This is a genomic window from Agromyces lapidis, from assembly GCF_009749405.1.
GTDB lineage: Bacteria > Actinomycetota > Actinomycetes > Actinomycetales > Microbacteriaceae > Agromyces > Agromyces lapidis.
This window is the reverse complement of record NZ_WBIQ01000009.1, coordinates 289,690-304,635: the sequence shown is the minus strand read 5'-3', so window position 1 is coordinate 304,635 and position 14,946 is coordinate 289,690. Positions and strand designations below refer to the sequence as shown.

General features: G+C 71.2%; 13 protein-coding genes. 6 read left to right on the top strand and 7 right to left on the bottom strand.

Annotated features, from left to right (window positions below; genetic code table 11):
* Positions 1-5: 5 nt before the first annotated feature.
* Genes GQQ93_RS15990 through GQQ93_RS15960 form a run of 7 tightly spaced genes read right to left on the bottom strand, consistent with a single transcriptional unit; the run spans position 6 to position 6,188 of the window.
* Positions 6-530 carry a 3-hydroxyanthranilate 3,4-dioxygenase gene (locus GQQ93_RS15990; RefSeq protein ID WP_157425228.1) on the bottom strand — a complete coding sequence of 175 codons (525 nt, stop codon included), beginning with the start codon at positions 528-530 and terminating at the stop codon, positions 6-8.
* Positions 527-991, bottom strand: coding sequence for a RidA family protein (locus GQQ93_RS15985; protein WP_157425227.1), 465 nt, complete (start codon positions 989-991; stop codon positions 527-529). The genes GQQ93_RS15990 and GQQ93_RS15985 overlap by 4 nt, the downstream gene beginning before the upstream one ends.
* Positions 988-1,821, bottom strand: a complete 834-nt coding sequence (locus GQQ93_RS15980; protein ID WP_157425226.1) for a 2-keto-4-pentenoate hydratase — start codon at positions 1,819-1,821, stop codon at positions 988-990. Before GQQ93_RS15980 ends, GQQ93_RS15985 begins: the two co-directional genes overlap by 4 nt.
* A complete protein-coding gene (gene dmpG, locus GQQ93_RS15975) occupies positions 1,818-2,921 on the bottom strand; it encodes a 4-hydroxy-2-oxovalerate aldolase (protein WP_157425225.1) in 1,104 nt (367 codons plus the stop codon). The genes GQQ93_RS15980 and dmpG overlap by 4 nt, the downstream gene beginning before the upstream one ends.
* On the bottom strand, positions 2,918-3,862 hold the full coding sequence (locus GQQ93_RS15970; RefSeq protein WP_157425224.1) for an acetaldehyde dehydrogenase (acetylating): 945 nt from the start codon (positions 3,860-3,862) through the stop codon (positions 2,918-2,920). Before GQQ93_RS15970 ends, dmpG begins: the two co-directional genes overlap by 4 nt.
* Positions 3,859-4,674: a 2-keto-4-pentenoate hydratase gene (locus GQQ93_RS15965; protein ID WP_157425223.1), complete on the bottom strand. Its 816-nt coding sequence runs from the start codon at positions 4,672-4,674 to the stop codon at positions 3,859-3,861. The genes GQQ93_RS15970 and GQQ93_RS15965 overlap by 4 nt, the downstream gene beginning before the upstream one ends.
* Complete coding sequence (locus tag GQQ93_RS15960) at positions 4,674-6,188, bottom strand: 2-hydroxymuconic semialdehyde dehydrogenase (RefSeq protein ID WP_157425222.1); 1,515 nt, start codon at positions 6,186-6,188, stop codon at positions 4,674-4,676. Before GQQ93_RS15960 ends, GQQ93_RS15965 begins: the two co-directional genes overlap by 1 nt.
* 83 nt (positions 6,189-6,271) lie before the next feature.
* On the opposite strand from GQQ93_RS15960, the gene GQQ93_RS15955 reads away from it, so the two are divergent.
* From GQQ93_RS15955 to GQQ93_RS15930, 6 genes are all read left to right on the top strand, one after another.
* Positions 6,272-7,246, top strand: coding sequence for a LysR substrate-binding domain-containing protein (locus GQQ93_RS15955; RefSeq protein WP_157425221.1), 975 nt, complete (start codon positions 6,272-6,274; stop codon positions 7,244-7,246).
* Positions 7,247-7,362: 116 nt separating this feature from the next.
* Positions 7,363-8,985 (top strand): LVIVD repeat-containing protein, encoded by a 1,623-nt coding sequence (locus GQQ93_RS15950; RefSeq protein WP_170296221.1) that lies wholly within the window; start codon positions 7,363-7,365, stop codon positions 8,983-8,985.
* Between the two features lie 42 nt (positions 8,986-9,027).
* Positions 9,028-10,539 (top strand): DHA2 family efflux MFS transporter permease subunit, encoded by a 1,512-nt coding sequence (locus tag GQQ93_RS15945; protein WP_157425219.1) that lies wholly within the window; start codon positions 9,028-9,030, stop codon positions 10,537-10,539.
* 79 nt (positions 10,540-10,618) lie between these two features.
* Complete coding sequence (locus tag GQQ93_RS15940) at positions 10,619-11,746, top strand: ABC transporter ATP-binding protein (RefSeq protein ID WP_157425218.1); 1,128 nt, start codon at positions 10,619-10,621, stop codon at positions 11,744-11,746.
* A 106-nt stretch (positions 11,747-11,852) separates the two neighbouring features.
* Entirely contained in the window at positions 11,853-13,019 is a 1,167-nt protein-coding gene (locus GQQ93_RS15935; protein ID WP_157425217.1) for a type 2 periplasmic-binding domain-containing protein, read from the top strand.
* 4 nt (positions 13,020-13,023) lie between these two features.
* Entirely contained in the window at positions 13,024-14,913 is a 1,890-nt protein-coding gene (locus tag GQQ93_RS15930; RefSeq protein ID WP_157425216.1) for an ABC transporter permease, read from the top strand.
* The last annotated feature ends 33 nt before the right edge of the window (positions 14,914-14,946 follow it).

Below are 14,946 nucleotides of genomic sequence, written 5' to 3'. Positions count from 1 at the left end.
GGGGGTCAGCCCTTGCCGGGGTGGACGGTGCCGCAGTTCGGGCACGTCCGACCCTCTTCACTCTCGTAGAACTCGCGGAAGACGGGCGGCAGGTCCTCGACGATGTCGCGCACCTGCAGCTCGACCTCGTGCACCTTCGTGTTGCAGTTCGGGCAGAACCACGCGAACTTCTCGAGCGTGCCCTCCTCGCGGATGCGCTCGATCACGATGCCGATCGAACCCGGTTCGGGGCGCTGCGGCGAGTGGTAGACGTTGCCGGGCAGCAGCCACATCTCGCCCTCGCGGATGTCGATGCGCTTGGGGCCGTCCTCCGTCTGGATGTTCACGTGCATGTTGCCGCGGTACTGGTAGAACCACTCCTCGTACGGGTCGAAGTGGAAGTCGGTGCGCTGGTTGGGCCCGCCGACGACCTGCACGATGAAGTCGTTCATCGGGATGAACGCCTGCTTGTTGTTCACCGGCGGCTGGAGCAGGTGCTCGTGCTCCTTGATCCACGCGGCGAAATCGATCACGGGTGGGATGGTGCTCATTTCTTCTCCTCCTCGAGAGTGGCGGTATCGGGAACGTCGGAAGGCTCGGGGCGCCGCGCGACCGCCTGGATCTCGATGCGCAGGTGCGGGTGCGGCAGCTGGTGCACGGCGACGGTCGTGCGCGACGGGCCCTGCTCGTCGAAGTACTCGGCCCAGACCGCGTTGTAGGCGGCGAAGTCGTTCATGTCGACGAGGTAGCTCGTCGCCTGCACGAGGTCGTCGAGCGTGCAGCCGGCCTCCGCGAGGATCTCGCGGAGGTTCTCGATGACCGCGCGGGTCTGCATCGCGATGTCGAGCCGGGTGGCGCCGAACTCGTCGGCCTCTGCGCCCGCGATCGTGTTGTCGGGCCGGCGGCTCGAGGTGCCCGACACGAAGACGAGGTCGCCCGCGACCTTCGCATGCGGGAAGCGTCCGCGAGGGGTCGCCTTGCCGGCGACGAGGATGCCACGGGCGTCGCTCATGACGCGTCCTCCTGCTTGTCGGGGCCGCCGTCGGGCGAGCCGTCGGCGGTCGCCCCGCGCTCGACGCGGAACGACACCCGGCCGAGACCGGCGATCGTCGCCTCGACGAGGCCGTCGGCCGGAAGCGGGACGGCGGCGGTCGCGGCGCCGGCCAGCAGCACGGTACCGGCTCGCAGCGCGAAGCCGTGCTCGCGGGCGAGCCGGCGGGCGGCGGCGAGGGCGCGCACCGGGTCGCCGAGGATCGCGGCGGTCGAACCGGCCTGCGCGAGGCGGCCGCCGAGCTCGAGGCGCACCGCGCGGTTGTCGAGGGGGCCCGCCGCGGTGGGGGAGCTCCACGGGCCGATCGCGTAGGCGGCCGCCGAGGCGTTGTCGGCGACCACGTCGTCGAGGCTGAAGCGGAAGTCGCGGTAGCGCGAGTCGATCACCTCGAGCGCGGGCGCGACCGCGGCGATGGCGGTGGCGGGGTCGAGCTCGTCGTCCGACGCGTCGACGAGGTCGACGCCGAGGAGGTACGCGACCTCGGGCTCCACTCGGGGGTGGATCGCCGCGCGGGGGTCGAAGGCGCCGCCGTCCTCGATGCGCATCGCGTCGGTGAGCGTGCCGATGATGACGTCGTCGACGCCCATCTGCGCGGCCTTCGCCCGGCTCGTGAATCCGAGCTTCACGCCGGTGACGCGCTCGCCGCGGGCGACGCGGCGGGCGACGAGCGCGTGCTGCGCGGCGTAGGCGGTGCCGAGGCCGATGACCTCGCCCGCATCGAGGCGCGCGATCGGCGAGGCGGTGCGCTGCGCGCGGTCGAGCGCGGCGGCGAAGGCGGCTGCGGCGGTCATGCGGCGTCTCCGCTCGCGCGGGAGTCGGCGAGGGTGCTCGCCGCGGCGCGCTCGGCGACGAGGTCGAGGGCGACGTCGACGATCATGTCCTCCTGGCCGCCCACCATGCGGCGGCGGCCGAGCTCGACGAGGATGTCGCGGGCGTCGAGCCCGTGGCGCTCGGCGGCGCGCTCGGCGTGCAGCAGGAAGCTCGAGTACACCCCGGCGTAGCCGAGCGTGAGGGTTTCGCGGTCGACGCGGACGGGCCGGCGCTGCAGCGGCCGCACGAGCTCCTCCGCGGCATCCTGCAGCGCGAAGAGATCGCAGCCGTGCCGGAAGCCGAGGAGGTCGGCGACGGCGACGAACGCCTCGATCGGGCAGTTGCCGGCGCCCGCACCCTGCCCCGCGAGCGAGGCGTCGACGCGGAAGACGCCGTGCTCGACGGCCGTCACGCTGTTGGCGACGCTGAGCGAGAGGTTCTCGTGCGCGTGGATGCCGATCTGGGTCTCGGGCGAGAGCACCTCGCGGTACGCGTCGACGCGGTCGGCGACGCCCTGCATCGTGAGCCGGCCGCCCGAGTCGGTGACGTAGACGCAGTGCGCGCCGTACGACTCCATGAGCCTCGCCTGCTCGGCGAGACCCCGGGGGTCGTTCAGGTGGCTCATCATGAGGAAGCCCGAGACATCCATGCCGTGCTCGCGCGCCCAGCCGATGTGCTGGGCGGCGACGTCGGCCTCGGTGCAGTGCGTCGCGACGCGCACGCTCGCGACGCCGAGGTCGCGGGCCCGCGCGAGGTCGTCGATCGTGCCGATGCCCGGCAGGATGAGGGTCGTGAGCTTCGCCCGGTCGAGCACCGAGGCGGCCGCCTCGATCCACTGCCAGTCGGTGTGCGCGCCCTGCCCGTAGGCGACGCTCGAGCCGCCGAGGCCGTCGCCGTGGGCGACCTCGATCGCGTCGACGCCGGCGGCCTCGAGGGCTCGCGCGATGTCCTGCACCTGGCCGATCGTGTAGCGGTGGGCGATCGCGTGCATGCCGTCGCGGAGCGTGACGTCCTGGACGTACACCTCGGGCGCGGAGGCCGGCGCCGGCGTGGACGCGGTCTCGGCGGCGTTGGCGGTCATGCCGTGGCTCCGTTCCGCGCGGCGACGAGCCGTTCGGCCGTGCGCAGCGCCGCCGAGGTCATGATGTCGAGGTTGCCCGCGTACTCGGGCAGGTAGTGGCCGGCGCCCGCGACCTCGAGGAGGACGGTGACGCGAGTGCCGCGGAACGGCCGGTCGAGCGCGGGCACGTAGGGCTCGTCGACGCGGTCGAACTGCACCTCCTGCTTCAGCCGGTAGCCGCCGACGTAGCCCTGCACCTCGGCGACCATCGCGGCGACCGAGTCGCGGACGGCACCCTCGTCGAGCGGGGCGCGGTCGCCCCCGTCCTCGACGAGGCAGTAGACCGTGTCGCGCATGATGAGCGGCGGGTCGGCCGGGTTCAGCACGATGATCGCCTTGCCGCGCTCGGCGCCGCCGATCACCTCGAGCGCCCTCGCCGTCGTCTCGGTGAACTCGTCGATGTTCGCCCGGGTGCCCGGGCCCGCCGAGCGCGACGAGATCGACGCGACGATCTCGGCGTACGCCACCGGCGCAACGCGCGAGACGGCCGCGACCATCGGCACGGTGGCCTGGCCGCCGCACGTCACCATGTTCACGTTCGTGGCGTCGAGCTCGTCGCCGAGGTTCACGACGGGCACGACGTAGGGCCCGATCGCGGCCGGGGTCAGGTCGACCATCAGGCGGCCGCGATCGCGCACGATCGCGTCGTTGCGCGCGTGCGCCCCCGCCGAGGTCGCGTCGAAGACGAGCTCGACGCCCTCGAACTCGGGCATCGCGACGAGCCCGTCGACGCCCTCGTGGGTCGTCGCGACGCCGAGCCGTCGCGCCCGCGCGAGCCCGTCGGAGTCGACGTCGATGCCGGCCATGGCGGCCACGTGCAGGGTCGACGAGAGGCGCTTGACCTTGATCAGGAGGTCGGTGCCGATGTTGCCCGAACCGATGATGGCGACGGCGGTGGTCATGCTGCGGCTCCTTCGAGAGCGGTCGTCGTGAAGTCGGCACGCACCTCGCCGAGCCCGTCGAGGCGGGCGTGGAAGACCCCCGCGCTCGCCGCGACCATCGGCCCGAGCGCGCCCGAGAGCACGATCTCGCCCGCGCGGAGCGGCCGCCCGTGCCGGGCGACCTCACGGGCGAGCCAGGCGACGGCGATGACGGGGCTGCCGAGGCATGCGGCGCCCGACCCGGTCGAGACCGGCTCGCCCTCGTGGTCGAGGCGCATGCCGAGCTCGGCGAGGTCGAGGCCCTCGATCCGGCGCGGCGCGGTGCCGAGCACGATCGCCCCGCTCGAGGCGTTGTCGGCGATCGTGTCGGTGATGCGGATGTCCCAGCCGGCGATGCGGGAGTCGACGACCTCGATCGCCGGGAGCACGAACTCGGTGGCGGCGAGCACCTCGGCGACGTGCGTCGTGGGGGAGTCGAGGTCGCGGCCGAGCACGAAGGCGACCTCGGCCTCGACGCGGGGCTGCAGGAAGCGCCCGAGGTCGATCGGCTCGCGGTCGGCGAAGACCATGTCGTCGAGCAGCACGCCGTAGTCGGGCGTGAACACGCCGAACTGCGCCTGCACCGCGGGTGAGGTGAGGCCGATCTTGCGGCCGACGATCCGCCGTCCCTCGGCGAGCCGGCGCGCGATGCCGAGCGACTGCACGGCGTAGGCCGCATCCTGGTCGGTCTCGCCGATGAGCTCGCGCACGGGCGAACAGGCGAGGCCGTCGCGGGCAGCCGCGTGCAGCCGCTCCTCGGCGGCGTGCAGTGCCGCGGCCGTCGCGTCGCCCATCACAGCTGCACGCACACGTTCGTCGGCTCGGTGTAGAACTCGAGCGAGTGGTGGCCGCCCTCGCGGCCGATGCCGGAGAGGCCCACGCCGCCGAAGGGGCTGCGGAGGTCGCGCAGGTACCAGGTGTTGACCCACGACATGCCGACGCGCATGCGCTGCGCGACCCGGTGCCCGCGGGTCAGGTCGCTCGTCCACGTCACCGCGGCGAGCCCGTAGTCGGTGTCGTTCGCGAGCGCGATCGCCTCCTCTTCGGTGTCGAAGGGGATGAGGGCTGCGACCGGGCCGAAGATCTCCTCGCGCACGGTGCGGTGCGAGTTGTCGAGGCCGGTCCAGAGGGTCGGTTCGATCCACGAGCCGCCGTCGAGGCCGTCACCGAGGGTCGGGATGCCGCCGCCGGCGAGCACCGTCGCGCCCTCGGCCACGGCCAGGTCGAGGTAGGAGCGGACCTTCTCGCGGTGCGCGTGCGAGATGAGGGGCCCGGTCGTGGTGGCGGGGTTCTCGGGGCGGCCGAGGCGCAGTCGGCGCGCCTGCTCGGCGAGGCCGGCGGCGACGTCGTCGAAGACCGCGCGCTCGATGTAGATGCGCTCGGTGCAGAGGCACACCTGCCCCGTGTTGAGGTAGGTCGAGCGGGCGAGGCCCGCGACGGCGGCGTCGAGGTCGGCGTCGGCGAAGACGACGGCGGCGTTCTTGCCGCCGAGCTCGAACGACACGGGGCGCACCCGCGGCGCGACCGCGCGCATGATGGCCGAACCGGTCGAGGACTCGCCGGTGAAGGTGACGCCGTCGATGCCGGGATGCTCCGTGAGGAACGCCCCGGCCGAGCCGGCGCCGAAGCCGTGCACGACGTTGACGACGCCGGCCGGCAGCCCGGCCTCGGCGAGGATCTCGGCGAGCATCGTCGCCGACGACGGCGTCTCCTCCGAGGGCTTCACGACGACGGTGTTGCCCGCGGCGAGCGCCGGGGCGAGCTTCCAGGTGAGCAGCAGCAGCGGCAGGTTCCACGGCACGATGACCGCGACGACGCCGAGCGGCTTGCGCACGGCGTAGTTCAGCGCCCGGCGCCCGTCGGGCAGCTCGGTGAGGAACGAGTCGAGCCCGGCCGCCGCGACGGTGTCGGCGAACGAGCGGAAGTTCATGGCCGCCCTGGCCACGTCGAGGTCGCGGGCGAGGGTCTCGGGCTTGCCCGTGTCGCCGACCTCGGCCGCGACGAGCTCCTCGGCCCGGCGGTCGATGACGTCGGCGATGCGCCGCAGGAGGCGCGTGCGCTCGATCACCGACATGCGGCCCCACGGCCCGTCGAGCGCGGCGCGCGCGGCGGCAACGGCACGGTCGACCTCGACTCGGCCCGCCTCGTGCACCTGCCCGACGAGCGACCCGTCGACGGGATCGAGCTTGTCGAAGCCCCGGATTCCGTCGACGAACTCGCCGTCGATGAAGTTGCGGATCTGGCGGGGCGCGCGAGGCGTCGGCTTGGTCGGCAGGGCGATCGTCGCCGGTGACGTCGGGGAGGACATGGCTTCAGGTTAGGAACCGGGCGGGATGCCGACAAATGCCGAGTTGCCGCACTGCCATGCCCATTCGGCTATGGTTCGGTGGCATGAGCACTGACCGACTCCTCGATGGCCGACTCAAGATCCGGCACCTCGTCCTCGTCGCCGCCATCGCCGACGAGGGCACCCTCGTGCGCGCCGCCGAGGCGCTCCACATCACGCAGCCCGTCGTGACCCGCGGGCTGCGCGAGGTCGAGGACCTGCTCGGGGTGCCGCTGTTCGAACGACTGCCCCGGGGCGTCACGCCGACGGAGTACGGACGGCCGTTCATCGAACGCGCCCGATCGGTGCTCGCCGAGCTGCGCATCGCGGGCGAGGAGGTGCGGCTGCTGCAGTCGGGCCAGCTCGGCACGGTGACCGTCGGCACGCACCTGGCCGGATCGAACCTGCTGCTGCCCCGGGCGATCGCGGGGCTCAAGGCCGAGCATCCGCGCCTCACCGTCGTCGTCCGCGAGGGCACGCCCGACACCCTGCAGCAGCTGCTGCTCGCGGGCGACCTCGACCTCACCGTCGGCCGGCTCTCGTCGAGCGTGCCCGTTCGGCTCGAGCAGGAGCGGCTGCATCTCGAACCGATCCGGCTCGTCGCGCGGGCGGGGCATCCCGTGCACGACGGCCCGACGACCGCGCTCGCCCAGCTCGTGAGCTACCCGTGGATCTTCCCCGTGGCGCAGACGGCGCTGCGCGCCGAGCTCGAGGCCGTCTTCTTCCACGAGGGGCTGCCGCTGCCGGCCGACCGGGTGGAGTGCACCTCGATGCTGACGCTGCGCAACCTCCTCGTCTCGACCGACGTCATCGCCGCGCTGCCGATGTTCATCGCCGTCGACGACCGCGAGCTCCGCATCCTGCCGACGCCGCTGAGCTCGATCAGGCGCGCGGTCGGGGTCACGCGGCTCACCGACCGGGCCCCGTCGGCGGCGGCCTCGGCCCTGCTCGAACACCTCAGGGTCGAGGGTGCGCGCCTCGCGGAGTTCGAGCGCGAGCACGCCGAGCACGAGGCGCAGCAGTTCGGTCGGTATGCCTGAACGGTCATGGCTGCGAGCCGAATAGATATTGGACGGCATCGCAACTTCTGGCGACGCTGATGGGGACGACGCACCGCGTCGCGACGATCTCTGTTCCAGCTGCCAATGGAGGCGACATGGCCGGCTCTCCCTACGTTCCCGACGCGAAGAAGTACCGCCCCGAGGACTTCGAGCGCGTCGACGGCGAACCCCGCGATCCCGAGCCCGGCACCTGGGGCATGCAGCCCGACGGCAGCTTCCTGCCGCCCGAGTCCACCCCGTCGGTTCCCCGCGACGTGTTCGTCGACTGGCCGGGCCAGCTCGACTATCGCGACCCCGAGACGTACGCCCTCAACGCGACCGCCGAGGCGTTCTACCCGATCGTCGTGAACACGAGCCACTCGTGGCAGTGCATCTACGACCTCGACGGCACCCGCTACATGCTGCACTACGGCGGCGGCAACCACTGGAAGCTCTACGACATCACCGACCCGCGCGACCTGAAGATCGTCGATGAGGAGCAGTGGGGCTGGGCAGACCCGCGCCCGCAGTTCGGCGCGACCACCGTGCAGTGGAACGAGCGGCTCGGCAAGCACATCGCGATCCAGGCGAGCGAGACCCCGCGCTACTTCCTCAAGGGGCGCGTCGCCAACAAGTGGCTCGACGACACCGTCGAGGGGCAGCTGAAGGAGTGGGAGGGCCTGCGCGGCTTCCGCACCTGGGAGATGAACGGGCCGAGCCCCCGCGACTGGACGCTCCTCACGGAGGTCTCGACCGACCCGGACCACGGGCCCGACGAGATCCAGGAGGGCAACGGCGTGCTCGACCTGCCGGTCTACTACGGCGACAAGTACCTCTTCGTCGCGACCGCGCCCGACAACACCTTCACGAACCAGCCCTACCGCACGACGCTCTGGACCGCCGGCCACGCGGCGTACGACGTCAGCGACCCGGCGAATCCCGAGCTGCTCTCGCAGTGGTGGGTGCCGGGCTCCCGCGCCGGAGAGGAGGACGACTCCGAGTACCTCGCGGGCAACGACCGCTGGAACAACAAGACCTCGTGGTTCGGCTCGCGCATGGGCATCTTCATGCCGCGCTCGGTCGAGTCGGGGTGGAAGTACGGCTACGCCGCCCAGGGCGGCCAGGGCTTCTTCGTGCTCGACGTCTCGGACCCCTCGAACATCCACCACGTCGGATGGTGCGAACTGCCGACGAGCGTCGCCGGCACCGAGGGCGACAACGTCGACACGACCCAGGTCGAGGAGACCGGCTACGTCTACGTCTCGGGCTACCCGATGAACACCGACTGCTACGAGCCGGCGAAGGAGATCTACCAGATCGACGTCTCCGACCCGGCGAATCCGCGGGTGGTGCGCACGATGCCGCGCCCGATGCCGCCCGCCGAGGCCGCGTTCACCGACTGGGCGCAGCGTCGCGGTTCGTTCGGGCCGAAGCGCTCGGGCTACTTCACCAACACGGGCACCCCGCACGGCGGCGTGATCCCCTACGCCTTCTATGCGGCGGGGCTGCAGATCTTCGACGTCCGAGACCCCGAGGACCCGAAGGTCGGTGCATACTTCGTGCCCCCGATGGGCCTGAAGGACGACGACGACCTCGCGGCGCCCGTGCACGGCATCTTCGTCGAGTGGGACCGCAACCTGATCTGGCTCTTCGCGAACCACGGCATCTACGCGGTCTCGACGCCGCTGCTCGGCGAGCCCGTCGTCGGGCTGCCTGGCGAGCCATCCGCTGCGAGCTGAACCGCACCCCCGGCCCGTGACCTCCCCCTGCGAAAGCCGACCATGAACCAGACCGCCAGACCGTGGCCCGCCCTCTGGGCGCTCGTCATCGGGTTCTTCATGATCCTCGTCGACACGACGATCGTGTCGATCGCGAACCCGGCGATCCTCGCCGACCTCGACACCGACCTCACCGCGGTGATCTGGGTGACGAGCGCGTACCTGCTCGCGTATGCGGTGCCGCTGCTCATCACGGGCCGGCTGGGCGACCGCTTCGGCCCGAAGCGGGTCTACCTCGTCGGGCTCGTGGTGTTCACGCTGGCCTCGCTCTGGTGCGGACTCTCCGGTGACATCACGACGCTCATCGCGGCACGCGCAGTGCAGGGGCTCGGCGCCGCGCTGATGACCCCGCAGACGATGGCGGTCATCACCCGCGTCTTCCCGCCGACCCAGCGCGGTGCCGCGATGGGGCTCTGGGGCTCGGTTGCCGGAGTCGCGACGCTCGTCGGTCCGATCCTCGGCGGCGTGCTCGTCGACTCGCTCGGCTGGCAGTGGGTGTTCTTCGTGAACCTCCCGGTCGGCGTCGTCGCGTTCGTCGCGGCGTGGCGACTCGTTCCCGACCTCGAGACGCACGCGCACCGCTTCGACTGGCTCGGCGTCGCGTTGAGCGCCATCGGCATGTTCCTCCTGGTCTTCGGGATCCAGGAGGGCGGGACGTACGACTGGGGCGTGATCGTCGGACCGATCACGGTCTGGGGGCTCATCGTCGCGGGCCTGGTCGTGCTCGCGGGCTTCGTCGTCTGGCAGGCGTTCAACAAGGCTGAGCCGCTGCTGCCGCTCGGGCTCTTCCGCGACCGCAACTTCTCGCTGTCGAACGTCGCGATCTCGCTCGTCGGCGTCGCGATGACGGCGATGCCGCTGCCCCTCGCGTTCTACTTCCAGGTGGGGCGCGGGCTCACGCCGACGCAGGCGGCGCTCATGCTCGTGCCGATGGCGGTCATCTCGGGCGTGCTCGCCCCCCTCGTCGGCCGGTTCAGCGACCGGATCGACCCGAAGTGGGTCGCGCTCGCCGGGCTGTCGCTCTCGGCGCTCGCGCTCGCCTGGTACAGCGTGCTCATCGGGCCGGATGTCCCGTACTGGCTGCTGCTCCTTCCCTCGGCGCTGCTCGGGTTCGGCATCTCGGGCGTCTTCGCACCGCTCGCCTCGACCGCGACGCGCAACCTGCCGCGGGCGCAGGCCGGCGCCGGCTCGGGCGTCTACACGATGACCCGCCAGCTCGGTTCGGTGCTCGGCTCGGCGGCGATCGCCGCGCTCATGGGGTTCACCCTCGCCGCGCAGCTGCCGGGCGCCGGCGCCGAGCAGCTCGCACCCGGGGCGGTCGGAGCGCTGCCCGAGGCTGCGGTCGGCGGGTTCTCGACGGCGATGGCCCAGTCGCTGTGGCTGGCGGTCGGCGCGTTCGCGCTCTGCGCGCTCGTGGTGCTCTTCTTCGCCAAGCCGAAGGTCACGGTCGGCTGGGGCGCCCCGGCCGCGGCGGACCCCCGCGCCGAGGCGCCGACGCAGGCGGGCCCGCGCTGATGCCCGCGGCCCGATCCCGGCGGGGCATCCTCGCCCTTCAATCGGATCCAGAATACAGAAATCGCCAAGGAGTGGACGCATGACTACTGCAGCACACGGAGGCGGCCGCCTCGTCGTCGACGGCCTCGAGAAGCAGTACGAGCTCGACGGCGGCGCGGTGCCCGTGGTGAAGGGCGTCAGCTTCACCATCGAGCCGGGCACCTTCACCTCGCTCCTCGGGCCCTCAGGGTGCGGCAAGACCACGACGCTCCGCTGCGTCGCCGGCCTCGAGACGAGCAACGGGGGGCGGATCACGCTCGACGACAAGGTGCTCTCGACCGGCACCGAGCACATGCCGCCCGACAAGCGCGACGTCGGCATGGTGTTCCAGAACTACGCGATCTGGCCGCACATGACGGTCTTCGCCAACGCCGTGTTCCCCCTGCAGGTGTCGAGCGGCAAGCTTCCGAAGAAGGAGGCGCGGGCCCGGGCCATGGAGGCGCTCGAGCTCGTGCAGCTCGACGCCTACGCGAACCGGCCGGCCACCGCGCTCTCGGGCGGCCAGCAGCAACGGCTCGCCCTCGCCAGGGCGCTCGCGCACCGGCCCCGGCTGCTGCTGCTCGACGAGCCGCTCTCGAACCTCGACGCGAAGCTCCGCGACACGATGCGCAACGAGCTGCGCAGCCTTCAGCAGCGGCTCGGCATCACGGCGCTCTACGTCACGCACGACCAGTCGGAGGCGCTCTCGATGTCGGACCGCGTCGCCGTGATGAACCAGGGTCGCATCGTGCAGGAGGCGGCGCCCCGCGACCTCTACTACCGGCCGGCCGACCGCTTCGTCGCCGACTTCGTGGGCCGGGTCAACATGATCCCCGCGGTCGTGCGCGAGCGCGGCGGCGCGGGCGAGGTGCTCGTCGAGGCCTTCGGCACGCGCCTCGCGACCCCGTGCCCCGACGGGGTCGGAATCGGCGACGAGGTCACCGTCACCTTCCGCCCCGAGAGCGTGCGCTGGCACGAGACGGCGCCCGACCGCCCGAACCTGCTGCCCGCCCGCGTCGTGCGGGTCGAGTTCCTCGGCGAGATCGTCGAGTACGAAGCCCAGATCCTCGCCGGCGAGACCGTCGTCGGCACGATCGTCGCCCGCGGCGCCCCCCTCGACTCGCCCGCGAACGGCAGCGAGATCGTGCTCGAACTCGCGCCGCACGCCTGCCGCGTGCTCGCGGGCTAGCCACCCCATCGCGCAGGAAAGGTCGCTCCACCCGCTCCATCGCACCGTCCCCGCTCCACCCGCACCGTCCCACCCAGAGATCCACGTCAGAGAGGACACCAGGATCATGAAGACACCCACAGCCCGCAGCGGCCTCATCGCGCTCGCCGCGACCGGCATGCTGCTGCTCAGCTCGTGCAGCACCCCGTCGTCGACCCCGCAGGCCGTCGAACCGTCCGGTGACGCAGCGCAGGCCGGCGCCTGCGAGGCCGTCGAGGTCGGCCCCGTGACCCGCTGCGAGAACTTCTACGAGGACATCTGGCCTGCGATCGACGAGCAGATGGACGCCCTCTACGAACAGGCCAAGGAGACCGACGGCGGTCGCCTCGTGATCTGGGACTGGTACGAGCTCTCGCCCGAGGTCATCGCCGAGTTCAACAAGAGCTACCCCGACCTGAAGATCGAGACCCAGGGGCTCACCTACAACCTGTCGTCAGCGATCATCTCGGCCAAGGCCACCGGGGCCCGCAACACCGACGTGATCTCGGGCTCGATCGTCTCCTCGGCCGCGATGACCGACGAGGGCTACTGGGCCGACGTCGAGTGGACGAAGTTCGGCGTGCCAGAGGAGTTCCTCACCCTCGGTTCGCCCGGCATGCTGCCCGACAGTGTCAACGGCTCGCTCATGCAGGTGAACACCGACGAGATCGAAGCCCCCGCGACGCTCGACGGACTGCTCGCCCCCGAGTACACGGGCAAGGTCTCGGTCGCGAGCTACAACGCGAACGTGTTCTCGGGCGTCGGCATGGCCGACGGCGAAGACGCGATGGTCGACCTCATCGGCCAGCTGAAGTCGTCGGGCACTCTCCAGGTGCTCGAGGACCAGGACTCGCCGCTCTCGAACGGCGACGTGCCGATCGCGCTCGGCCAGACCCTGTTCAACCCGAACCCGAGCCTCACGGTGCAGCCGTACGAGAACGGCCCGGTGTTCGCGCAGTTCTCGGGCGTGAACGTCGACGCGAAGAACCAGGCCGGCGGCATGCTGTGGGTGCTCTGGAACGCCTTCAACCCCGAGTGGCTCAACCTCCGCATGACCGACGAGCAGTTCTCGACCACGCAGGTGCCGTACGCGGGGCTGCCGACCTCGGTGTTCGACGAGGCGACCGGCCTCATGAAGACGAACGCCGACGCGCTGCTCGCGGGCCTCGAGGGCACGACGAACATCGAGTCGCCCGAGAACCGCGACGACTGGATCGCGATGATCAACGCCGCCGACGCGGCACTGAACGGATAACCGCATGTCGACGGCAGGACGGACCACGACGGCCGGGCGAACCCGGCCGACCGGAATGAAGATCGCGACGATCGTCGCAGGAGCGGTGATCACCCTCCTCCTCGCGATCCCGCTCGCCGTGCAGGTCATCACGGCGTTCCGTGGTCCGTTCCTGCCGTTCGGCGTGTCGAGCGCGAAGTGGTCGGTCGACAACTTCGTCACCCTCTGGGAGCTGCGCGAGGACTTCTGGTCGGTGCTCGGCTCGACCGCCGTCTTCGTCGGCGGTTCGACGATCATCTCGCTGCTGCTCGCCTTCGGCCTCGCGTGGGTCACGGTGCGCACCGACATCCCGTTCAGGCGGGTGATCTCGGTGCTCGTCGTGGTGCCGTTCATCATCCCGCCCATCGTCAAGGCGCAGGCGTACCAGCTCATGCTCTCGCCCGAGTCGGGCGTGCTGAACCAGCTGCTGCGGCTGCTACCCGGCGACCTCGTCATCGACCCCTACTCGTTCGCGACGATGACGGTCGTGCAGTCGCTCACGAACGTGACGTTCCCGTTCCTCATGATCGTGCCGATCCTCACCTCGATGGACGGCTCGCTCGAGGAGTCGGCACGGGTGTCGGGCGCGTCGTGGGGGCAGACCCTGCGACGGGTGACCCTGCCGATGCTCTGGCCGGGCCTCCTCGGCGTCGCCGTGCTCACCGGCATCCTCGGCCTCGGCAGCCTCGAGATCCCGCTGCTGTTCGGCCAGGAGGCGGGCAAGGACATCTTCGCCCTGAAGCTCTGGAACCTCATCAGCGCGGGCGCCGGCGAACTGCCGCAGTACGGGCTCGCCGCGGCGTGGGGCTGCGTGTTCCTCGTGATCACGACGATCGCCTTCGTGATCTACCTCCGGGCGACCCGTAGCGCGGAGCGCCGCGCCTCGATCTCGGGCAAGGGGTTCCGGCCGACGACCATGAAGCTCGGCGGCTGGAAGGCGCCGGTGCTCCTCGCCATCTTCGTCTTCGTGCTGCTCACCGCCGTCCTACCGATGTTCGCCCTGCTCTGGTCGGCGATCACGCCGTACCCGATCGCGTTCTCGTTCGAGGCGCTCGCCACGCAGACGCACTTCACCGCCTTCGGCGAGGTGCTCGCCGACGGCGAGTTCTGGGCGTCGCTCGGGCGGACGCTCCTCATCGCGGCCGCCAGCGCGACGATCGCGTGCGTCGCGGCGACGGTGCTCGCCTACGGCATCGCGCGCGGTCGACGCACCCCGGGCGCAAGGGCCATGGATCTCTTCGCCTCCTCCTCGGTCGCGATCCCCGCGGTCATCGCGGGCTTCGCGATGTTCCTCACCTTCCTCGTGATCAACCCGGTGATCCCGCTCGCCGGCACGATCGCGGCGCTCGTGATCGCGTACTCGTACCGGGTGTCGATCGCGTACCGCTCGAGCTACAGCGCGACGCTGCAGATCCGCAAGGAGCTCGAGGAGGCGGCGGTCGTGAGCGGCGCGAGCCCCCTCGAGGGCTTCCGTCGCATCGTGACGCCGCTGCTCATGCCGACGGTTTTCGCGGTGTGGATCCAGATGTTCATCCTCGGCACGAACGAGTTCACACTGCCGGCGTTTCTCGCGACGCCCGAGTCGCGGCCGTTGTCGGTGTACATGTACGCGATGATCAGCCCGCGTTCGGCACAGCTCTACCAGCCCGACCAGGGAGCGGCGATGGCGCTCATCTTCACCCTGCTGGTGTTCCTCATCGGCTACGGGCTGCAGTGGGCGGTGTCGCTGCGCGCGATCGGCCGGGCTCGTCGTCGCTCGGCGATCCCGGGGCTCGGTGCGCGGACGGCGGCGCCGTCGAACGAGCCGCCCGCCCCCGCGACGCGCGCGGTCGCGGCGCAGGAGCTCGAAGAGCAACGGGAGCTCGCCGGTCGCTGAGACCCTCTGGCCCGACACCCGGCTTCTGCAGGA